This window comes from Virgibacillus senegalensis, assembly GCF_000821245.2.
In the GTDB taxonomy this organism is placed as follows: Bacteria; Bacillota; Bacilli; order Bacillales; family Amphibacillaceae; genus Sediminibacillus; species Sediminibacillus senegalensis.
Genome location: NZ_LN611423.1, coordinates 113,108 through 134,467, shown reverse-complemented (window position 1 = coordinate 134,467; position 21,360 = coordinate 113,108). Strand labels below are relative to the sequence as shown.

26 protein-coding genes are annotated in these 21,360 nt (G+C 40.2%); 16 read left to right on the top strand and 10 right to left on the bottom strand.

Annotated elements, in window-relative coordinates; translation table 11 throughout:
* Positions 1–77: 77 nt before the first annotated feature.
* The 3 genes from BN1067_RS02075 to BN1067_RS02065 are packed head-to-tail and all read right to left on the bottom strand — an operon-like array spanning position 78 to position 1,072.
* Positions 78–410, bottom strand: a complete 333-nt coding sequence (locus BN1067_RS02075) for a DUF1433 domain-containing protein (protein WP_053217272.1) — start codon at positions 408–410, stop codon at positions 78–80.
* A gap of 23 nt (positions 411–433) precedes the next feature.
* Positions 434–775, bottom strand: coding sequence for a DUF1433 domain-containing protein (locus tag BN1067_RS02070; protein ID WP_053217271.1), 342 nt, complete (start codon positions 773–775; stop codon positions 434–436).
* 18 nt (positions 776–793) lie between these two features.
* On the bottom strand, positions 794–1,072 hold the full coding sequence (locus BN1067_RS02065) for a DUF1433 domain-containing protein (protein ID WP_175486824.1): 279 nt from the start codon (positions 1,070–1,072) through the stop codon (positions 794–796).
* 109 nt (positions 1,073–1,181) lie between these two features.
* Here BN1067_RS02065 and BN1067_RS02060 point away from each other — a divergent pair, with 109 nt between their 5' ends.
* The 6 genes from BN1067_RS02060 to BN1067_RS02035 all read left to right on the top strand — a co-directional run bounded on the left by BN1067_RS02060 (position 1,182) and on the right by BN1067_RS02035 (position 6,382).
* On the top strand, positions 1,182–2,576 hold the full coding sequence (locus BN1067_RS02060) for an alpha/beta fold hydrolase (RefSeq protein ID WP_053217269.1): 1,395 nt from the start codon (positions 1,182–1,184) through the stop codon (positions 2,574–2,576).
* 30 nt (positions 2,577–2,606) lie between these two features.
* A complete protein-coding gene (locus BN1067_RS02055) occupies positions 2,607–2,927 on the top strand; it encodes a hypothetical protein (protein WP_110943264.1) in 321 nt (106 codons plus the stop codon).
* Between the two features lie 146 nt (positions 2,928–3,073).
* Complete coding sequence (locus BN1067_RS02050; protein WP_234400604.1) at positions 3,074–3,958, top strand: ion transporter; 885 nt, start codon at positions 3,074–3,076, stop codon at positions 3,956–3,958.
* A gap of 237 nt (positions 3,959–4,195) precedes the next feature.
* A complete protein-coding gene (locus tag BN1067_RS02045) occupies positions 4,196–4,669 on the top strand; it encodes an 8-oxo-dGTP diphosphatase (protein WP_053217267.1) in 474 nt (157 codons plus the stop codon).
* 308 nt (positions 4,670–4,977) lie between these two features.
* Complete coding sequence (locus tag BN1067_RS02040) at positions 4,978–5,667, top strand: aspartate/glutamate racemase family protein (RefSeq protein WP_053217266.1); 690 nt, start codon at positions 4,978–4,980, stop codon at positions 5,665–5,667.
* A 160-nt stretch (positions 5,668–5,827) separates the two neighbouring features.
* On the top strand, positions 5,828–6,382 hold the full coding sequence (locus BN1067_RS02035; protein WP_053217265.1) for a cysteine hydrolase family protein: 555 nt from the start codon (positions 5,828–5,830) through the stop codon (positions 6,380–6,382).
* 131 nt (positions 6,383–6,513) lie between these two features.
* On the opposite strand, the gene BN1067_RS02030 is transcribed toward BN1067_RS02035, so the two are convergent.
* A complete protein-coding gene (locus BN1067_RS02030; protein ID WP_053217264.1) occupies positions 6,514–7,035 on the bottom strand; it encodes a hypothetical protein in 522 nt (173 codons plus the stop codon).
* Between the two features lie 170 nt (positions 7,036–7,205).
* Between BN1067_RS02030 and BN1067_RS02025 the strand changes: the two genes are divergently transcribed.
* From BN1067_RS02025 to BN1067_RS02010, 5 genes are all read left to right on the top strand, one after another.
* Positions 7,206–7,643 carry an RDD family protein gene (locus tag BN1067_RS02025; protein ID WP_053217263.1) on the top strand — a complete coding sequence of 146 codons (438 nt, stop codon included), beginning with the start codon at positions 7,206–7,208 and terminating at the stop codon, positions 7,641–7,643.
* A 26-nt stretch (positions 7,644–7,669) separates the two neighbouring features.
* Complete coding sequence (locus tag BN1067_RS02020; RefSeq protein WP_053217262.1) at positions 7,670–7,999, top strand: HIT domain-containing protein; 330 nt, start codon at positions 7,670–7,672, stop codon at positions 7,997–7,999.
* Between the two features lie 40 nt (positions 8,000–8,039).
* Entirely contained in the window at positions 8,040–8,201 is a 162-nt protein-coding gene (locus BN1067_RS19730; protein ID WP_199868452.1) for a hypothetical protein, read from the top strand.
* Positions 8,202–8,524: 323 nt separating this feature from the next.
* Positions 8,525–9,358, top strand: coding sequence for a M3 family metallopeptidase (locus tag BN1067_RS19725; protein ID WP_053217260.1), 834 nt, complete (start codon positions 8,525–8,527; stop codon positions 9,356–9,358).
* Positions 9,359–9,396: 38 nt separating this feature from the next.
* Positions 9,397–9,576 (top strand): hypothetical protein, encoded by a 180-nt coding sequence (locus BN1067_RS02010; RefSeq protein WP_053217259.1) that lies wholly within the window; start codon positions 9,397–9,399, stop codon positions 9,574–9,576.
* A 77-nt stretch (positions 9,577–9,653) separates the two neighbouring features.
* Here BN1067_RS02010 and BN1067_RS02005 read toward each other — a convergent pair whose 3' ends face one another.
* On the bottom strand, positions 9,654–10,571 hold the full coding sequence (locus BN1067_RS02005; protein ID WP_053217258.1) for a class I SAM-dependent methyltransferase: 918 nt from the start codon (positions 10,569–10,571) through the stop codon (positions 9,654–9,656).
* 523 nt (positions 10,572–11,094) lie between these two features.
* On the opposite strand from BN1067_RS02005, the gene BN1067_RS02000 reads away from it, so the two are divergent.
* Together BN1067_RS02000 and BN1067_RS01995 are read left to right on the top strand one after the other, a co-directional pair.
* Entirely contained in the window at positions 11,095–11,616 is a 522-nt protein-coding gene (locus BN1067_RS02000) for a GNAT family N-acetyltransferase (RefSeq protein WP_053217257.1), read from the top strand.
* Positions 11,617–11,718: 102 nt separating this feature from the next.
* Complete coding sequence (locus BN1067_RS01995; RefSeq protein WP_053217256.1) at positions 11,719–12,225, top strand: hypothetical protein; 507 nt, start codon at positions 11,719–11,721, stop codon at positions 12,223–12,225.
* A gap of 53 nt (positions 12,226–12,278) precedes the next feature.
* Here the strand turns inward: BN1067_RS01995 and panF are convergent, their stop codons facing one another.
* Positions 12,279–13,712 carry a sodium/pantothenate symporter gene (gene panF, locus BN1067_RS01990; RefSeq protein ID WP_053217255.1) on the bottom strand — a complete coding sequence of 478 codons (1,434 nt, stop codon included), beginning with the start codon at positions 13,710–13,712 and terminating at the stop codon, positions 12,279–12,281.
* Positions 13,712–13,996: a YhdT family protein gene (locus tag BN1067_RS01985; RefSeq protein WP_053217254.1), complete on the bottom strand. Its 285-nt coding sequence runs from the start codon at positions 13,994–13,996 to the stop codon at positions 13,712–13,714. Before BN1067_RS01985 ends, panF begins: the two co-directional genes overlap by 1 nt.
* Positions 13,997–14,402: 406 nt before the next feature.
* On the opposite strand from BN1067_RS01985, the gene rlmD reads away from it, so the two are divergent.
* Entirely contained in the window at positions 14,403–15,812 is a 1,410-nt protein-coding gene (gene rlmD, locus BN1067_RS01980; protein ID WP_053217253.1) for a 23S rRNA (uracil(1939)-C(5))-methyltransferase RlmD, read from the top strand.
* Positions 15,813–15,953: 141 nt separating this feature from the next.
* Here the strand turns inward: rlmD and BN1067_RS01975 are convergent, their stop codons facing one another.
* Positions 15,954–16,622, bottom strand: a complete 669-nt coding sequence (locus tag BN1067_RS01975) for an Ltp family lipoprotein (RefSeq protein WP_234400603.1) — start codon at positions 16,620–16,622, stop codon at positions 15,954–15,956.
* 561 nt (positions 16,623–17,183) lie between these two features.
* The gene (locus BN1067_RS01965; RefSeq protein ID WP_053217251.1) at positions 17,184–18,311 is read right to left on the bottom strand and encodes a YheC/YheD family protein; all 1,128 of its coding nucleotides are present in this window, start codon (positions 18,309–18,311) and stop codon (positions 17,184–17,186) included.
* A gap of 256 nt (positions 18,312–18,567) precedes the next feature.
* Between BN1067_RS01965 and BN1067_RS01960 the strand changes: the two genes are divergently transcribed.
* Positions 18,568–19,686: a YheC/YheD family endospore coat-associated protein gene (locus BN1067_RS01960; RefSeq protein ID WP_053217250.1), complete on the top strand. Its 1,119-nt coding sequence runs from the start codon at positions 18,568–18,570 to the stop codon at positions 19,684–19,686.
* A gap of 74 nt (positions 19,687–19,760) precedes the next feature.
* Here the strand turns inward: BN1067_RS01960 and BN1067_RS01955 are convergent, their stop codons facing one another.
* On the bottom strand, positions 19,761–20,360 hold the full coding sequence (locus tag BN1067_RS01955) for a TetR/AcrR family transcriptional regulator (protein WP_053217249.1): 600 nt from the start codon (positions 20,358–20,360) through the stop codon (positions 19,761–19,763).
* A gap of 188 nt (positions 20,361–20,548) precedes the next feature.
* Between BN1067_RS01955 and BN1067_RS01950 the strand changes: the two genes are divergently transcribed.
* Entirely contained in the window at positions 20,549–21,310 is a 762-nt protein-coding gene (locus tag BN1067_RS01950; RefSeq protein WP_053217248.1) for an SDR family oxidoreductase, read from the top strand.
* The last annotated feature ends 50 nt before the right edge of the window (positions 21,311–21,360 follow it).

Sequence of the window (21,360 nt, the reverse complement as noted above, 5' to 3'; positions counted from 1 at the left end):
TATAAAATACATGCAGGGGAATGGAGTGCTAACATAAGTGAGGAATTAACGTGGAAGGGATAAAACGCTAGTTCTAATTAATAATCACAAACCTTTTCTTTGCATTCATCTTTTACTTTAGGAAAGCCTTCTTTTTCCCCAAGGCTATTCACCGTAAATTCTTTTGGGTCGACACTTGCAGAGAAACCCGCTTTTCCATTGACAGTGCCGCGAATCATTAAGCCCCCCATCGGGTTACTATAATCCTCGCTAAACATTATCGTATGAATGCTTTCAAAATTATTTCTAAGGTAGCTTTCAGCTGTTTCCTTTGCTTGAATAATCGTTTGCTCATCAAAGGTATTCGTATTCACATTACAACCTGCCAGGGTTAGGAGTATCAACAAAATGATGAAAGTAATTTCACGCATAAGGAATACCAATCCTTTTTCAATTAATCACCACAAGTATTTTCTTTACATTCTTCTTTCCTTTCAGGAAACTCTTTACTTACTCCTATACTCCCTATAGTATAGTCACTTTCAACCCCTGCAGAAAAATCTGCCTCTCCATCGTTAACATTGCCATCAACGGTTAATCCACCCATCGGACTTTGATAAATGTCAGTGACTTGCACAGAGGTGATTCCCACGAAATTATTTTGTAAATACTTCTCGACAGCTTCTATAGCTTTTTCCTTTGTTTCCTCATTATATAGTTGGTTGGTTGAATCAACATTGCAACCAGTAAGAATAATGGAAATGATCAACATTACAGTAAACAGAAACTTCCACACTTTTAAAACCTACCTGTTTTAATAATCACAAACTTTTTTTACGCACTCTTCTTTTTCTTCGGGGAAGCCTTCTTCTAAACTAATTCCGGCTACTGTAAAATCATCATTAAATGTTATGGAAAAACCACCTTTACTATTTACCTTACCATCAATCGTAAAAGCTCCCATGGGGCTCTGATAGGGTTCTTCAAATGTTATTGATTCAACACCTTTATAGTTGTTTACAATATAACTTTTAGCGGTTTCTTCCATTTTTAAAATTGTTTTCTCGTCAAAATTATTCTCGTTTAAGTTCACATTGCACCCCCCCAATAGTATAATAATAGTGGAAAAAATTATAAATCTATGGAAAATTTTCATAATACCACCTCTTTATAAGGAGAATAATAGAGAAAGGAGAACTTCTATGGTTCTACATATCTCCGATTTAGAAGCAAGTTTTATTTCAAACGAAACATACAAAGATAACAAGGAAGAAATCAAACACATAGTCAATGGAAAAAAAGTTAAATGGAAAACCATCGAAACCATCACTGACAAAGACACCGGCCTTCACGGTTACGTCCTGCAAAATCCCGAGACAGAAGAGGTAGTTATCAGTTTCCGTGGAACAGAACTTCCGACCACTACCACGAAACAAGTCGAACAAAAATATGTTGGTTCCCCCTCACAGGATGCAAGGTTGGCAGGAGCTGGCGGAGGGGCGAAGTTAAAAGATGGCAACCTGGTTTATGAAACGAAAGACACGGACTTTTCTGAATTCGCAAAAGATGTGAAAGAAGATGTGGAAGGTATCGTCCTTGGTAATTCCAATTATAGCAAAAAGGAATATCGAAAAACACCTTATATAGCAAGCCCCTCACAAGATGCTGCGCTTCTTGCTGGTACAGCTAAGTTAAATCCCCATGATAAATCCATCACATACACCAACAAAAACCAATTTACCGAAGCGGACACCATCGTAAATAAGTATGTAAAGCAATTTGGTGCCAACAACATTACCTTTGTCGGCCACTCGTTAGGCGGCGGGCTTGCTCAATACTATGCGGTGAAGTATGATTCCCATGCCATTACCTTCGCTGCTGCGGATGTTTTTGATTTACTGTCCGATGAAAATCAAAAACGAGCACTAAATGGAGAATTTAAAGATAACATCATTTCTTACACCTACCCTGATGATTCTGTAGGGACCTATTATAAAAATTCCGTTGGTTCCGTTTATTATATGGGGGATCCTGCGCCTGGCGTCTGGGGGTTATCTAGCCATGGCATCAAGAATTATATGGACAACAGCATGTATGATGAAAACGGCTATTTTCTGCCAAGTCTCTTATATGATGAAAAGATTCAAGACCAATTAACGATGTCGCCTTTAGCTCTGAAAAATAGTGGTGTTTCGGACTTTCCTATCCGTATCCAGGCGAGTTTAATGGATAGTTACGTGACAGAGCTGAAGGACAGTGAGCACCAAATAGCAGTGACAAGAAAGGCTGTGACACATTTTCTCGACGACTACCTGGCAACCATGACAGAGTTGAAGAGTAAGTACATAAATATGGTTGGCTATGGTGAATATGATAAGTTGAACTCTTCCCACGTGGAAGAAGCCTTTCGTGATTTGACAGAGATTGGACCAGAAGGAATACCGATGTTACTTGAAATCGATGAATTGGAAGACCTGCTGGCAAAACTTCAAAGGTCCCATTTGGACAAAGGGGATATTGCTTATAACATGGAAAAAATGAGCAAGGATTTTACCCAGGTGGATCAGCTGCTAGCCCAATGGTTAAAAATCCAATAATGCAATACAAGAAGAAAAGTGGTGGATGCAATGAAAGAAACGAATATAGCGGACTGGTGGGAAAATTATTTAGAAACGAAAAGGCAAGAGAATGAGTTGAAGAACCGCATCAAAAGCGATTTGGAAGCAAAAGTGGAGTTCTACAAGCAATACCTTGCCCGATGTTATAAGGTCCAGCCTCTTTCTGAAAAACACAGGGATATCATTGGTAAACTAGAACATAATTTTGACGGGAAAGCGAACCAGGCACTGATCCGGCGATTTGAGAAGAATCAATCCGATCTTACGGAAATCAACAATCTTTACAAGGATATCTATGAAAATATAAAGCTGAAATCATGGTTTTGGTAAAAAAAGCGCTCGTTCGAGTTTCCGTAATTCAATGGAATTCTGATGGAGCGTCTCTTTTCTGCTGATTCCATAAAATTCATCAGCTCAAGCCCTTCCAGGTAATATGGAACACACAATTCTGATATAATGCGAAGAAGAAACAACCGATGAACAAGACAAAAACAGAGGTATGTGAGGGAGGCAGCATGTCAGCAAACACAGATCAGCAGCACATTCCCCGAAATAAACTCGGGGAGATAGTAGAAAATAAATATTTTCAAGCAATTATCATTGCGATCATCGTATTAAATGGATTGGTAATCATTGGCGAAACCTACTTTGTGGGCAATCGAATGCTCCAACTGTTGGATCGGATTATTATTTGGATATTTGTGGCGGAAATGGTGATCAAATTGGTTGGACTCGGTGTTAAAAGATATTTCTCGGATAATTGGAATGTCTTCGACTTTTTAATCGTGGCTGCAAGCTTGATTTTTTATACAGCCCCGTTTGTCACGGTTGTACGGCTGGTACGAGTCCTGCGTCTGTTAAGAATGATACCGGCCGTTCCTGCGTTACGAAAAATCGTCGACTCTTTGATGCGGTCAATCCCCGCTTTAACAGGAATACTGGGTTTGACGGTATTGATTTTTTCCATCTACGCGATTATCGGAACCACCTGTTTCAGGGATGTCTTGCCGGCTGAATACTTTGGCAGTTTCCATGCTTCCCTGTTCACCCTGACGCAAGTGGTCACATTTGAATCGTGGGCAAGCCAGGTTGCACGGCCGGTAATCAACGAAATCCCCTGGGCCTGGGTCTACTTTATATCCTTTATCGTGATTGGCGCCTTGGTAATCCTCAACCTGGTAGTAGCAGTGATTGTAGACTTCCTCAGTCAGGAAGGTGAGAATTTGCATCAGGATCAGCTGGCAATGCTATCGAAAGATAACCAGGAACTGAAAGCGGAAATGCGGGAGATCAAGCAACTGCTTCTAAGCGAAAGAACCCAGAGGCCGACTGGGAAGAAGAGCGGGAATAGTAAGGAATAGGAAAAAAGAATATACAACAAAACCACTAACATACTGGCAAGTTAGTGGTTTTTAATTAGGAATGATTAAATTTAAAGGAACTATTGAAGTCGGTTCTGCTACTTCTCATAAAAGTATTGCCAAAAGTTGATGATTTTGCAATGATTAGACTAGTGGATATGTAAAATAATAGAAAACGATAAATAGAATAATAAATGATAGAAGTATCTGACCATCTAAAGGGGGAGGGGATAATAAGTGAACGGAAATATTAATTATAAATTTTGGACCACCTGTTTGATAAAAGATAAAAACAGAGTATTGCTGCTAAATAGGCAGCATGATGAATTAAAAGGATATATTCCTCCTGGTGGAAAAGTGGAGTTTCCGGAAAGTTTTGTGGAAGGCGCCATTCGTGAGGTGAAGGAGGAGACTGGACTAACGGTGAGAAATCTGGTCTACAAAGGTCTCTATGAATTTGTGAATGAAGAAAATAGCGATCGTTATATTATTTTTAATTACATAACGGAAGACTTCAGCGGCGAACTGTTAGAAAATCCACCAGAGGGAGAACCGACTTGGATACAAATAGACAAGGCCCTGAAACTTCCCATGCAGGTCGCAACGAAGTTGAGTTTTCCTTATCTGTTTGAAGAAGGTACTTTTGAAATGCAAATCCATTGGGATAATGAACAAGACCGAGAAGGAGAAGTAATTGTTAAACGGACTTGACATTCATTTGAAAAATCCACACAGTGAAGTAGTAGTTTCATTACTAGAGTTGTTGCTATACATAAAAAGCTTACTTGCTAAAAGAATATTTAGCCAAAATATCAAGGATATTGGGGTGAGTAATAATGGAACTGTTTCTCTCTGGATTATTTACATTTTTACCGATTATCATATTAGCCTTTTTAATTAGATGGGTACGCCTGATAAAAGTAAATAGTGATATTCAAGTTAAACAAAATGAAGAAATTATTTCCCTGCTTAAAAAGAGGGATTTGTAAAATCGCAATCCAGACATGGAGGGATAAAATTTGAAAACGATCGGACTTATAGGTGGCATGAGCTGGGAATCTTCCGTAGAGTATTACCGAATTATCAATGAAGAAGTGAAAAACAAGTTAGGCGGTTTACATTCGGCTAAATGTCTGTTGTATAGTGTGGACTTTGAGGAGATTGAACGTTATCAAGCGGAAGGCGATTGGGAAAGTGCTGGAAAGCATTTAGGTGAAGTCGGATTTTCTCTTGAGAAAGCGGGCACGGACTTTATCGTGATTTGCACCAACACGATGCACAAAGTGATTGATTACATAGAAGACAAAGTGGAAATACCTATTTTGCATATCGCTGATGCCACGGCAGCCCAAATTCACACTGCCCGTATGAAAACAGTCGGACTGCTCGGAACAAAGTATACGATGGAACAGGATTTTTATAAGGCGAGATTGGAATCGAACGGTATCAACGTTGTAGTTCCGGATGAAGACGAACGGACTAAGGTGAACAGTATTATATATGAAGAGTTATGTTTGGGTGAGATTGCCTCTTCCTCAAAGGAATATTACAAACAGGTTATTCGCCATTTAGTGAAAAATGGCGCAGAAGGAATCATTTTAGGATGTACCGAAATAGGCTTATTAGTTAAACCCGAAGATGCAGATGTTCCGTTATTTGACACGACAATTATTCATGCAAGGGAAGCGGTAAGGAAGGCTTTGGACTGACCAGACTAGTGAACCGGCGAAGATCAATGAAAGGGGGCGGGTGCCGTGGATCTATCAGGTTTTTTGACAACAACGTTTTTAATGATGTCTATAGTGTGCTTTTTGTTCATTGGCATAGCAAAAGTGTACCTGGACAAAAAAGGGAGTAAAGGAAAAACAGATGAATAAAAACACAGCATTAATCATCATAGATGTTCAAGAAGCATTTGAAGATAAAAAATGGGGAGTGAGGAACAATCCGCAAGCCGAAGAAAATATTCGCAGAATCCTAAGTGTATGGAGAGAAAAGGGATGGAAGGTCATCCACGTTCAACACACCTCAGATAATCCCGATTCGCTATTTTATCCTGGCAACAAAGGGTTTGCCATAAAAGAGTCCGTGCAGCCGGAGAATGGGGAAAAGGTCATCACAAAGAAAGTAAACAGCAGCTTTATTGGTACGGATCTGGAAGAGACGCTGAAACGGAATGACATTTCTACCGTTATCATAACAGGACTTACCACTCCGCATTGTGTTTCCACTACTACAAGGATGAGTGGTAATTTAGGTTTCGATACCTACCTTGTCTCAGATGCAACAGCAGCCTTTGGGTTAACAGATCAAAATAATGTCTATTATGATGCGGAGACTATTTACAATGTCTCGCTTGCTACCTTACATAATGAATTTGCAACAGTCCTTTCAACAGCACAGCTCCTGGATAAAATCAAATAGGGATTGTAATCCTTAATTTGCAACCCCAGACAGTGGAAGGAAAAGAGTATGTTGATAATTAATTAGGATGAAAGCCGATAAGCGAGGGACGTCTAGTCCTCTTCCGCTAGAAGATAAGGGTTTTTTGGGAATTAAAATCCTGCATATTCTTCAGGCTTTTCGAGCCTTACTTTCATCTTCCCGTTTCTAAACTGAGCGTATGGATCCTCCTTTTCTCCAATCAATAACTTTTCTTCCCGTAAGTGAGCGGTTTCGTGAAATTTCTGCTTCGCTCCATTCACCTCTACTTCCAACATCAAATGGTGCCAAAACGTATGCCCATCTGAATACTCTACATCTGTAATATCATAATCCTTTATCGTGTAATCCTGGTCTTTTAAAAACGCTATCTTTTCCATGTAAAACTCTTTTGCTTGCGACTTAGTTAACGTTGTCTCAAACGAAAAATTTTCGTTATGGTTATTTTCGCCATCGTATAAAAATAAAACATCAAATGCTTCTTTATATTCTTCGTTGATAAGGGATTGATAGTATTTATTTATCATATGTTCTGCTTCTTTTTCGGGAAAGTAATTTTTTCTTATCGTGGGCCAGGAAAGAACTACAGTAGACAGGACTGCTATCAAAATAAAAAGTGCAACTATTTTTTTCATCTAGTACCCTCCTTTAACTTTTAACCATTTTAACATATTTTGGTTATAATTCTCTCTGCTATAAAAGTATCATGTTCCTTCCAATCAAAAAAGAGAATTTTAGAAATGTTTGGAAAATGATAAAATAAGGAAAGGAAGAAGACTTTTGTATTAAAAAGGGAGAATTTCTTATGGACATCAGAGAACCAGCAGGACTGGGAAATAGAATTTTAGCAAGAATATTGGATTCCGTTATTATTTCCTTAGGGACCGGGCTTATCTTCTATCTCTTGTACGGAGAATTTATCAATGGGAATGGAATACAGCTTATTGATTTAGCAGGACTTTTTTATGGTTTGATCTTACCTGTGGTCTGGCATGGATACACCTTGGGAAGAAGGATGACAGGAAACCGTATTGTAAGAATCGATGAAAGAAAAATCGGAATCGGCACCATGTTATTACGTGATATCGTTGCTGGTGTTTTCTATGCGCTGACATTTGGAATTGGATTGATTGTCAGTGTCTTTATGGTGGGGATTAGGGAGGACAAACGTGCGATTCATGATTTTATAGCTGGAACCTATGTGACAAAACGGCCACCTGAGAAAGACGAGGACGTTTCTTAAATCGAAGCGAAAAGGAGAGGGATGCCATGACAGAGGATTTTTATTGTGACGAGGTTCTAAGTGGAAAAACAGAAGTTGAAAAGGTGCTGGAAACGAATAACGTGTTAGCTTATTATCATACCAAGCCATTTTGGCCAGTACATATTGTTGCCATACCGAAGAAACATGTTTCCTCATTGATTACCTTGGAGGAAGAGGATAATGAATTATTGCTGGAACTCCTTCATGTCATCAGGAAAGTAGCTGCGATAGTGACAGAAGAACATGGTGCCTGTAGAGTAATTACCAATTTGGGAGAATACCAGGATTCCAAACACCTTCATTGGCATATCGTTTCAGGAGAAGCATTCCGGTAGGGATTTTATTCTGGATAAAAAATAAGTAGGAGGTGGAGAAATGGAAGACGTGAAGTACCGGGAAGTATGGAACATAGATACCCTGTTCAAGGGCGGAAGTCATTCACGTCCGTTTCAAGATCACATAGAAAAGTTAAGAAATAAACTAGCGATACTTGAAAACGACTTGGAGGGTTTCACTCCTTCAGAACCAGATACATGAGTGGCCGGATTCTAGAGCTGATGGATCAGGTTAGTCATGTATGGGAATATTTGTCACAAGCCAAATCCTTTATCACATGCATATTGGCTCAAAATCCGAAAGAACAGACCGCCAATTCTCTTCAAGGGGATATAGAGTACATAAAACGTACGTTTCGAATCTATCAAGCTAAAGATGCAAAATAACCTGGCAGCAATAGAGGATAAATTTTGGCTGAAAATCATACATCAAAAAGAGCTTAGCAACTAGAAGTATCTGATTTCTGGGCTCCTATATCAGAAAGCAAGAAGAAGGTCTCCTATCAAGAGGCCGTTGATTTTATTATGAAGCATTTTGGAAAATCCGGCCCTGAATTAGAACGCTTTGTACACGGAGCATTTGAAAAAGGGTGGGTAGAAGCAGAAAACCGTCCAAGCAAGTCCATTGTTGTATTTTGTGCCGGCTTCCCGCTTACAGGAGAATCCAGAGTCTTCATGACTTATGGTGGAACCTTCAAGGATGTTTTGACACTCACCCATGAATTAGGTCATGCTTTCCATAACCATGCCATGAAACAGGTTCAAGGGATGAATAAACAATACCCGATGAGTGTTGCGGAAACTGCTTCGACTTTTGCCGAAATGGTTATATTGGATGCAGCCATTGAAGCTGCTGATTCAAGAGAAGAGAAGCTATTTTTACTAGATGAAAAGTTAAAACGAAGTGCCATGAACTTTATGAATGTTCATTCCCGTTTTTTATTTGAGAAAAAATTCTATCAAGAGCGAAAAAAGGGGACCGTTCCAGCTAGCCGTCTAAATGAGCTGATGGAAGAAGCGATGGATAAAGGCTATCAGGGCTCTCTTGAAGGCGGTTCTGTCCATTCATGGATTTGGACACCGCATTTTTATATTACGAATTCGCCGTTTTATAACTTTCCATATACATTCGGTTATTTGTTTTCCCTTGGCATCTATGCTAAAGCAAAGGAAAATGGGGAGGCATTCGAGCAAGCTTATCTAGCATTATTGCGCGATTCAGGCAAAATGTCTGCAGAACAATTAGCAGCGAAACATCTTGGAGAAGATATTACATCTGAGACTTTTTGGGAAAAAGGACTGGAAATGTGCAGGAAAGATGTGGAGGAATTTTCCCGCTTGTCGGCACTGCTCTTCTAGGCAGAGTATATAGCATCATCTTGGTGGTTGCCCAAGGCGTGACGCCATTGACGCAGGCGCTGAGCGGCTGGCTCTTGGATGTATTCGACGTTCATACCATTTTCTTTTTCGGCGGACCAATCCAAATGATTGCTGCAGGTATAGCGTTTTTTCTTCCTGCTGTTGTTTCCTATAGAGGAAATGAAAAACCACTTACAAAGGCTTCCATATTTTGGTGATGTAATACTGCCTGGAGTACCTAACCAACCAAGAAAACGAACATCCCCCCCTCGGGATGTTCGTTTGACAGAATTGCTTATTTTTTGACCGCATGAATGTAGTGTACCGTCTCAAACGCAGTTAAATAGTCGGAACGGTTCAAGAAAAATCGCTTCTGGATTGTCTCCGGTGATAAATGTTCATAAATAAGTAATCCTGCATCCTCTAACATTTTCTCCATTTCGTTAAAAGAGAAACTGGATTTCATTGGTTCACCGCTTGCTGCTGCCATTTGCACCATATGTTGCACCCTGTTCGATATTCCTTTTTCATCAAAAAGTGTATCGTCTGGGTAATCAAAAACAATCGAACTGCCCGAAGGCACTTTGGCAAAAAGTTTCTTCAATAAATTGGCATTTTCTTCTTTCGTCAAATAATAGGACACACCTAAAAGACTGAAGAATGTTTTGTTGCTGGGAGAAAAACCTGCTTCCACTAGCGGCTGCTCCGTAAATCCTCTGGTGAAATCCATCGGGATAAAAGAAAGGTTGGCCGGCACTTCATCGTCCGACTGTGTCATCCGTTCCCTTTTGAATGCTTGTGTTGCTGGGTGGTCCACTTCGAATATTTTTAACTGCTCCCTTAATTCGGGATGTCGTAAACTAAAGGTATCCATGCCGGCGCCAAGAATGACATACTGCTTAACACCTAAGCGGATTTCATGAAGCAATACACTTTCACAATATGCTGCACGTGCGAGCGGAGTAGGGGAAAGTTGAACTTGCGTAATCCATTTTAATATTTCATCTGGTTGGTCTTGAAACTGTCGGGCTATTTTTTCATTGAAAAAAGGAACCCCGTTGATCATGTTTTCCCGGATGTCGGCGAATTCTTTTTGGGTGATCAGGTTCTTTGCGACAAAGTCATCAAATACTTTTGGCTGGTCGTATTCACTGTGATAAACACGGGCGAATGTAGAAACAAGAGAAGTTAGACTGGACTTTTCTTTGTTCATTTATTGACCGTCTCCCTTAAACAAAATAAGATTCCCCTGGCCAGGAGAATCTTATTATACATTCAAGTCATATAGAAGTAAATTATAGCATAAATAGAATTTTTTGTCAAATATTTGGTTTGCCGTTTTTTACACAGAAGCTTTTCCGCCACCGTTTGAATTGCCTCTTCTTGTCCTCTGCTTTTCTTGTAGATAAAATATTGATAAAGACTTTGCGGACGGGGAGAGTGGCTGGACACGAGTACAATGTCTTATATCAAAAGGTCAAATGGTGGGACGCGGGAGGGTTTCGTTTCTGGAAGGAAGAAATCTCTGCTGTCTTGATAATATATTTATAGCTTCCAAAATCCCCATTATCAAGAAAAAGTCTGACAAAAATGCTTTGTTCTCACTAGCTCACCAGAATGACGGAAAAGTCCAATAGTCGTTGTATCTTGGGAGCATCCCAACAAGGTATGCCTTTGTATAAAAAAAGCTGGGGTTCAACATTGTTTTATCCACTAAACAGGGGAGGAGAAATAGAGTGAAATACGCATTCCCAGAACAGGTGAAAACAGACCGCTTACTGCTCCGAAAGCCAAGATTGGAAGATGCCGAGGATGTATTCGCGATTGAAAGTGATCCGGAAACCAATCGCTATAGACCAGCCGGGCCGATGAAGTCAAAGAAAGAAGCAATTAAAATGATAGAAGAGTGGCGGGGTAATTGGTTGGAAGATGGCTATGGTTATTGGATAGTGGTTTTACCAGATGAAAAGGAAGTCATTGGCATCGCAGGTGTTCGACGGATTAGCTGGCGGGGAGAGGATGTTATAAATCTGTACTATCGTTTTTCTCCTAAAGCATGGGGCAAAGGCTATGCGTCAGAAACAGCGGCGTGTGCAGTGGATATGGCTCGTACGAAGCTTTCAGACATACCTGTACTGGCAAGAATTCGCCCGATTAATACTGCTTCTCAAAAAGTCGCAGAAAGAAGCGGGTTAATGCGAAGGCCAGACTTAGATACAGCGGATCACCGGGTTTTTGCTTTAGGGTGGGGAGTGTGACTTGAGGAGGAAAACAACTGATTTTTTTGTCAGCTCAGCATCTCTTTTGAAGTAAAAGATTGACGAGTCAAATAAATAGGACGAAAGCGAGAGGCCATACAGATGCGAAAAGTAAACATGCTCTTATTGATTATAATGATCGGCTCCATCCTGGTTAGTGGATGTGGCTCAAATGAGAAAAAGGATTTTTACGAGGAAACAAAAAGCACCGATTTATCAGACGTCACCATCCATTCACTGACTTTGAATTCGACGGATAAGCAGGTGGAAGAGGTATTTGGAGAGCCTGATTTTACAGAAACAGTGGAGGAGCCTCCATCCACGTACTACATATACGGGGAAGACGAGAAATTTTATGATTTGGATATCAAGCTGGTTGATGGAAAAGTAAAACGGTTTTTCCTGGCGAATAACAATTTTCATTCAGAACTTGGAGATTTGATTGGAAAGTCTAAACAAGCTGTTTTTCAGATGTTCGGGAGTGATTATTACGAACGGACCGATACAGGTGCCGATGTGATTGGCTATTTTGACAAGCAGAATAAAACAAATATCGAATTTACAATCGATAAAGTGGTCACAGGCATCATCGTATCGGAAATCGAATGACAGAGAAAAAGCCCCGGGGAATGTCGAGTAACCCGGGGCTAAATGTGTGAAACTTATTGTTCCAGAAGCCTCTGTCTCATACTCAAGCTAAATCCGACATAGGCCAGTAGTGCCAGTAAAATCGATGTCACCACCGCATGCATTCCGAATGGCTCGGGATAAAAAGACTGGAATAATATATAAGAAATGATACCGGCCAGCATCGAAGCAATGGCCCCATATTTGTTTCCCTTTTCCCAATACAGCCCCATCACGATTGGCCAAATGAATGCTGCTTCCAATCCGCCGATGGCAAACAGGTTCAGCCAAATGATCAAATCTGGTGGATTTACCGCCATCAGGAAAACCAGGATGCCAAGCAAAGCAGTAATGCCCATGCTCATTCGTTGTACTTTTTTTCTGGACGCTTCCGGTTTTATGTAATTGATATAGACGTCCTTGACAATCGTGGAGCTGACAATCAACAGCAGCGAGTCTACGGTCGACATGATTGCTGCCAACGGTGCGGCCAGGACGATACCTGCCAGCCAAGGAGGCAGTACTTCCAGGGCAATGAGCGGCATGACTCTGTCGCCAACTTCAATGCCAGGCAAAATAGGTCTGGCAAATACTCCGATCAAGTGCATGTTCAGCATGATGACCCCGACGACGATTGTCCCGATCATCAAGGCCAGATGGTACGACCTCGTATTTTTGTAAGACATGGCCCGGACGGCAATCTGCGGCAAAGCAACCACTCCGACTCCGACCAAAATCCAATAAGAGGAAACGTAAGGAGCGGTTAATGTCCCATCAGAACCAAATGGAGTAACCAAATTGGGATTTTCCGCCTGCAGGTCTGCCATGATTTCCGAAATGCCGCCGCCGGCAATGATAACGGCTATTAATAGCACCAGCGTTCCGATAAACATGATGCTTCCCTGGATGGCATCGGTCAACGTGACGGCACGAAAACCGCCGAATGTCACATAAATCAAAACGGTCACGACAAAAATGAATAAAGCCGATGTATAAGACAGACCTGTCAGGGATTCAATAAGGCGTCCGCCGCCGATCCACTGTGCTGCCATTGCCGAAAATAGGAAAACGACGATACTGACAGCGGACAGGATGACAACAACTTTTGACTGATAGCGCTCCTTTAAAAAGTCAACTAAGGTCGTCGCTTTGTATTGGCGTGTAACAATCGCAAACTTCTTCCCTAAGATCATTAACGTGAAATATCCGGTTGCCACCTGGGTAACAGACAACAATACCCAGCCCAATCCCTCGTTATAAGCCACGCCGGGGCCGCCAATGAAGCTGCTTGCACTGCCGTAGGTAGCTGTCATGGTCATGGCAAGGACGAAACCACCCAAACTCCGACCTCCCAGATAATAATCCTGAACAAATGATTTACCGACTGCATCTTTTCGGCTCGCCGTCAGCCCGATAAAAAAGATCAGGGCAACGGAGCCAAATAACGTAATTGCTGCTTCCCAGTTCATTAGTCTTTAAACACCTCATCATCAAAGGATACATCCGTAAAGAAACGCTTTACGACTACAAACACCAGTACCGCCATCACTACGACTCCTACCACACAGCTGTAGAAAAACCATGCTGGCAATCCGAAAACATATGTATAGTCAGAAGGATCTTTACCTCCTAGTCCGTAGGCAAAGGCAAACCACCAGATGAAATTGAATAAAGCCAAACCAATTCCAATGAGTGCTTCCCTGTTAGCGATTTTGAATCGTACATCTTTCTCTGCCGAAGTTTTTTTGTTCAAGGTTCATCACTCCTCGAATTCTTTTTACTATATTTAAAAGAAAAATTTTTACTTGTTCTCTTCTATTTTAATGCTTCTTGCTACTTAATTGCGAGAATCTTGTTAAGTCTTTTTTACCATTATAGACCTTAGCTCGAATTTCTGTTTAATTCAACTAACTAGCTTCACAGAAAGAGGAGTCTAGGTTAAGGTTGTGGAGTAAAGGTGGAAAAGCAAGAAAAATGTTGAACGGTAATGGAGTGCAAATGCTTTCGCTCTCGTTTAGATTAGAAGTCTGTAATCTCTTTAAAAATTAAACTGGCACGAAGAACAAAAACATGTTAAAAAAGGATAGGAATCGATTTGAAAATGATCCTTATAGAAGTGATAGAATAATAGATTCCGTACAAGGAGGGAGGAAAAATAGATGCCGAATTCAAATTTAAAAGCGGAAATCATGGATACGGAAATCAACCATTTAGATAAAAAAGGATCCGGCCGTGCGGTCGTCTGGCGGGATACCGGACAAGAAAATCCGAGAAAACTGAAATTGATGATACCCCGAACACTACCGGGAGAAAGGGTCCGCGTTTCTGTTGAGAAGCCGGAAGCAAAGCGGACAAAGGGTACATTGGAAGAATTACTGGAAGTCCATCCAGAAAGAACTACGGCGCCATGCCCGCATTTTGACAAATGTGGCGGGTGCGTATGGCAGCATTGGCAATATGAAGGACAACTAAAGCAGAAAACTGCCCACGTAAAAGATGCTTTAGTATCCCAGGGATTCGATCCGGAATTGGTCCGGGACACCATTGGCATGGACGAGCCCTGGCATTACCGCAATAAAATGGAATTCACTTTTGCTCCGGACGGATCAATGGGCTTGCACGAGCAAGGAAACTTCCGCAATATCATTCCGCTGGAAACATGCCTGATTGCTGGTGAAGAGATGGCAGCGGCTGTCATGGAAGTTGCCGATTGGGTGAAAGAGCATGCGTTGAGCGGTTATGAAAAGGAAACACACCAGGGGCTGCTCCGTCATTTGATGGTAAGACAGTCGTTTGTGACAGGAGAAATCATGCTCGGCCTGTTTGCCACGGAAGCACCTGACGGTCATCTGGCAGAAGCTGCAGAGCAATTAAAAGCGCGAATTGAACAGAGTTATCCACAGGTTAAAAGCTTGTTATGGCTTGTAAATACCGATTGGGCCGACCGTACACAAGCAGAGGAAACCCATCTTCTATCGGGCCGGGATTTCATTTATGATGAAATTGGAGGTTATCGCTACCGGCTTTGGTTCGACACCTTTTTCCAAACCAATCCGGTGCAGGCACAGAAGCTGATCGACCTAGCCCTGGAAATGGGGCAGCCTAAGGAAACAGAAAAAATGCTGGAGCTTTTTTGTGGAGTCGGAACTTTCTCCCTTCCGTTCGCAAGCAAAGTAGGTAAACTTGCCGGGATAGAAATCGTAGAAAGTTCAATCGAATCGGCAAAACGTAACGCAGACGATAACGGCCTCTCCAACACGGAATTCTTAGCGGAGAATGCCAGAAAAGGAATCGACCAGGTGCTTGAGAGACTAGGAACTCCGGATATCCTGCTGTTGGATCCTCCGCGTGCAGGTGCGGGAGGTAAAGTGATGCGCAAAATCGGCAGGGCACAACCGCAGCGAATCATTTATGTTTCCTGCAATCCAGAGTCTTTTGCAGTTGACGTGAAGGAACTGGAACAATTCGGTTATACATTGAAGGAAGTACAGCCAGTCGACTTGTTTCCGCATACGGTGCACGTGGAATGTGTATCGGTGCTGGTTAGAAAAAAGGCAACGACCCCCTAGGTAGTTGCCTTTTTTATTGGATTAAGAGAGCTATATTGAACATTAGCTCAAAGCATCAAAAAAAGAAGAGTAGTTTTAAGACTACTCTTCTTTTTAACAGTGTAAAATAAGTGGCGAATTCTACTACTCTCACTTTATAGCTTACAACCCAATTTGGTCGACTGCATATGTCGCTTGTTCTGTACTGAAACCTTCATATTCTAATTGCTCGATTAATCCGGTTCTTGAAAATCCAGTATAATCAAGATAATTTTCTCCAGCTAGAACAGCCTGCTCATTCCAATCAACTTCAATGTTCTCAACTGCAAAAGTTGCATCCTCATTGCTGAAACCTTCATACTCTAATTGCTCAATAAGTCCCTGTTTCGAAAAAGCCGTATATGCAAGGTAACTATCAGCTTGTCGCAATACATTTTCTTGAGATAGAGTCAATTCTGGTTCTTCTTCTTTCGGCTCTTCTTTCTTTTCCTCAGCCGGTTCATCTTCTGGTTCTTCCTCTATGACATCTTCTTCCTTAGTCGAAACTTCTTTAGGCTCTTCCTCTACGTTATCTTCCTTGGCTGACGCTTCTTCATCTGATTTTTTCTCTTTCTCCTCTTCATCCGAAACAACTTCTTCAGTCCTGTTTTCATCTTCGGCTTCGGCTTTTTCTGTTACATCCGGAGAGGAGTTTACAACCAAGACCATCCATACGACGAACAGTACTCCTGCAATACCAAAATTCCTCTTTGCTTTGCCAGACTTTCTGAACAATGAAACAATGCCCATGACCAAGAAAACGATAAGACCTAAAAATGATAATATATCCAATTAAATATCTCCTTGATTTATAAATTTAAAAAGCATTTACCAGTATAGCAAATAATTTACAAAAATGCTCTAATAAATTACAAAAAAGTTACAAAAAAGATCGAAGGCATTTCCAAATAGCTGAATGCAGGGAATTGTTTGGTTATTGGTTACAACTATGCTTATAAACAGCAGCTGCCTTTCATAGTAAAAGTGATTAGTATGGTGAAGTATGACTATAGGTTAGGCGGAAAAGAGATGAAGGAACTTGAAAGGAAGAGAACAATCAACAAAACTTTCTTCTTATTTGAAGTTATGAGGGGGAGGTGCTGGCAAGCGGGACCTGTTATATTTGGTGAAACCACTTGTAGAAAAAATTAATCGTGGTATATAAGTTAACTGATTAAAGCCCTGTCGTAGTGTCGAAAGGGCTTTAATATTGATGGATATTATTTGGTTAAAGGATAGTGCAGCTATCCGAAAGTGATCTAAGAAAAAATACATGAATTCTTATTTAACATTGCTATATTGCTTCCAGTAATAAAATCGAAAGTTGGCATTTATGAACAATAATCATATAGTTTATAACTCAAGCGATTGATCATTAACCGTTTTATTATTATCGATCATCCATTTTGCAAATTCCAGTACATTAATATAGGCCTTTAAATAAGCTTCCCGTTCACTTGCTGCTCTTAATGATTTCCGTCCAGGTGTAGCATTACTTTCAATTAGCCAAAAGTTATAATTTTCATCGAGAATAAAATCTATTCCCATTTGAGCAAAGGTTCCATACTCTCCCTCAATCGTTGTATATATTTCTTCAACCAACGTACTTAGTTTCTCTTTATAACTATATAATTCACTCTCAGTGTAGCCTACTTGATTTAAAAAGAACTCGTCTAGATCATAAAACTTAGGATTAGACCTGGTGTTTAGAATAGGAGTCTCTTTGTCTCCAACACGGATAATTCTGCCAACAATCTCTATTTCATTAAATTTATTTCTTTGTGCCTCCACTCTTAAATCTATTTTTTTGTCTGTTGAGTCAATCATTTGCTGAATTACTGCTTTTTGACGGCGTAATAATTGCCTTAATTTTCGATATAACTGTTTAAAAGATTTAGTCTTAAACTCAACAAGTTCATTTTTGTAATAACGACATATATATTCATTTTTCGGTGTTCTAACCACTTGGACAACATGTTTACCTTGTCCGCTTAACGTTCCTTTTATATAAACTTTCTGATATAAATTTAACATCTTTATTAACTTGTTTTCTGTAAAGTAGACGGTGTGCGGTATGAATTCCTTAATATACTCATTTTCGCTTAGCAGTATATTAAGCCTCCATTTATTAAACCGCCCAACTGGATTGAACAATATCACCTTTTCATTTCGAAAGCTTTCAAGAATAGGCTTATAACGTTTTTTCATGAATAAATTTATTACTCTGTTGTAGAGGACAGCAGGGTAAGGAAATGTCTTTTTAGACAATCCTTTGTCTGTGTCAAAGTGATATCCTTTGATAGATTTATTTTCTATATCGACATCATTTAAAGTGAAAAAAAAGATAGGGGCATTAATGTCCTTATTTGCCTCAGAAAATGATCTTAACAATTGTTTCGACTTGTATTTCTTAATTTGAACAGGTGAACTGAGTATCCCGATCCATGAATTCGGAGAATATTCTTGTGTTGAATCTGTCAAGGTTATGTCATCTCCTTTTGAAAGTTGTTACCCATAATATGTTGTAGTGATTAGATGGAAACGGTATTTGTGTAGTTGTTCCGGAAAAGTGCTATTGTCCCGTTTGAAAAGAAGCATGATCGTGCCGAAGGAAGAAAATCATGCCTTGGGGTCGAGGTATAAACGAATAAGTTTAAAAGATTTTTAGATATATGCCGTTCTCTGTTTATTGGGAAGAGCATAAAATGAACAGAAAATTATTTTAGGAGGATGAAGGGTGGATTTTAACACGGGTGAACCAAATGAACCTTATATAGGTGTACATGTAAGTCCGAAAAGGATAGATAAATTAACAAATCAAAAAGCAGGGAAAAAAATAAATAGATTGCAAAAGATGAGTAAAATTGCCAAAGTAAAAATCTTTTATTTTTCAGAAAGAGATGTCGATTTTAAAAAGAAATTGATTAATGGAATGTTTTATAATGGAAATACAAAAAAATGGAGCGCTGAAACTTTTCCTTTACCCGATGTTTATTATAGCCGGAGGGGTGAAAAGAAGGCTAATAAGAGTGCGCAGAGAGTGAAGAGTTTGATAGATGAAATGGATATTCCGAAAATAAATTCGGAACGGTATTACCATAAATGGCACTCATATGAACAACTAAATAAGTTTGAAGAGTTACGACCTCATCTTCCCCAAACCGTATATTTTAGGAAGGCAAAGAACTTGCAAGATATGTTTAGGGATAGTTCAACCCTTTATTTAAAATCGTTCAGACAAAATAATGGCGCAGGGATAATGCGCGTAACAAAGAAAGAAGCTGGATATGAATATAAGTATTATAAAAACAAAAAGATCGAAACAGGCAGCTTAGACACTTTTGAAGAGTTGTTGACGGTTATTCGTTTATTCTATCAAGGGAAAGGATTTATCATTCAAAAGTCTATAGACTTATTACAGTATAATAATAAACCGTTGGATTTAAGGTGTGATGTCCAACGAAATGGTAAAGGTGAATTAGAGTGTGTCGCTCATTCAGTTCGTGTCGGCGCGGCTAATTCGCATATTACCAATACAAGATCAAAGCCCGAGATCCATCGGTTTGAAGCGTTCTTTCAAAAAAATTTAGGATACACACCTGAAGAATTTAACAAATTAAAAGCCAGGTTAGAAAAACTGCTATGCGATGTTTTTGAAAAAGTTGAAATCACTCATGGTAGTTTCGGGGAAATTGGCATTGATATCGGTATAGATAAAAACCAACATTTATGGCTTATTGAATGTAACATGAAGCCAGGGAAGAATTCCATGTGGGTATATGATAAGAAAACGATTAATCGAGCCTATTTAAATCCATTAGAATACGCGAAGTATCTATTAAAATCAAGGAATTAATTCTTTTCTTTCATCCTACCGTTACTTCCTGATTCCTTGAATATCATCATCTCTACAGAATCTTAGCAATTCGTCTATTTTTTAATATTAACCTTCCTATTTTCTGAACTGAACTTCAACATTTTCAATAACTGATCTGCCATATAAGTTGGAGTCAATTTAAAACCGCCTTCCACCCATTCCATGATCATGCCGAAAATTGCATAGGCTTGGTAGCTGGCGTGTAATTCCGGATCAATGTCGGGGCTTGGTTCTTTATCAGCCAAATCATGCAGTTGCAGTTTTTTTAATTCATTGGTGATTCGTTTATGAAACCCGGGCAGTGCATTGGACTGGATAATCAATTGATAAAAATTGGCATGAGCGTAAACATGCTCAAAAATCTTCACAGCAGAAGCTGTTAAGCTGTTGAATGTGAAGGAATCGGTATGTTGATAAGGCTGGCGATAGGATTCTATCAAGTCGGCGATGACTTCCTCGATGATTTCTTCCAACAACTCTTCCTTAAATTTATAATGCTTGTAAAACGTGCCCCGATTATAATCAGCAAGCCCGACAATATCCGTGTTGGTGATAGCTTTAAAGTCCTGATTCTGCATCAGGATAATCAGCGCGTTTTGCAGCGCTTTTTTTGTTCGTTTGATTCGTTTATCAATCTTTTGGTTAGAAGACAATGTGACCCTCCTATGTGTATTTTTGATGGTTTTTTCAACAAAATAAAGATATTTGTTGCTTAGTTAACATTAGCAGGAGCCATTGGTTATTGGTTTCTTGATTCCTACTTATTATACTATAGATAGATGTTCGTTAGTGAACACCTGTTTAATAAAGTAGGATGTAAGCGATTAAAGGAGAGGTAAGCATGAAACTGAAAGACAAAGTTGCAATTGTAACAGGCGCAGCGTCAGGGATGGGAAAAGCCATTGCCCAATTGTATGCAGCGGAGGGGGCCAAAGTGGTGGTCGCTGACATCAATCTGGATGGTGCAGAAGCTGTAGTAGAGGAAATCACCCGCAATGGCGGCACAGCAAAAGCCATTTCCGTGAATGTAATCAAACAAGAAGATGTAGACAACATGATCGATACAGCAGTAAGTGAATTCGGTACACTGGATATCCTGGTGAACAACGCAGGTATCATGGACGGATTTCAACCTGTCGGTGATATTGAAGATAATCAGTGGGATCTCATTTTCGATGTCAATTCAAAAGGTGTCATGAGGGCAATACGCAAAGCGATTCCGATTTTCCTGGAAAAGCAAGCAGGTGTTATTATCAATACCGCTTCTACTGGAGGGCTGAATGGTGCTCATGCTGGGGCTGCTTACGGTGCTTCGAAGCATGCAGTAATCGGGCTGACCAAAAATACTGGTTTCATGTATGCGGAAAAAGGCATCCGTTGTAATGCCATTGCCCCTGGTGGAGTAGAAACAAACATTGGGGCCTCCATGAAAAATATCAATTCATTTGGTTTTGAACGTACCAAATCTGTCCGTGATGTCATGCCTAGGACTGGCAAGCCGGAAGAAATCGCGAAGGTTGCGTTATTCCTGGCATCGGATGATGCAAGCTTTGTCAACGGAACGGTTGTAACGGCAGACGGTGGCTGGACAGCTGCTTTTTAAAAGATGGTTAGGTGAAAAAGCCCGTAATCCGAGAAAAGTGTACTCTTGGA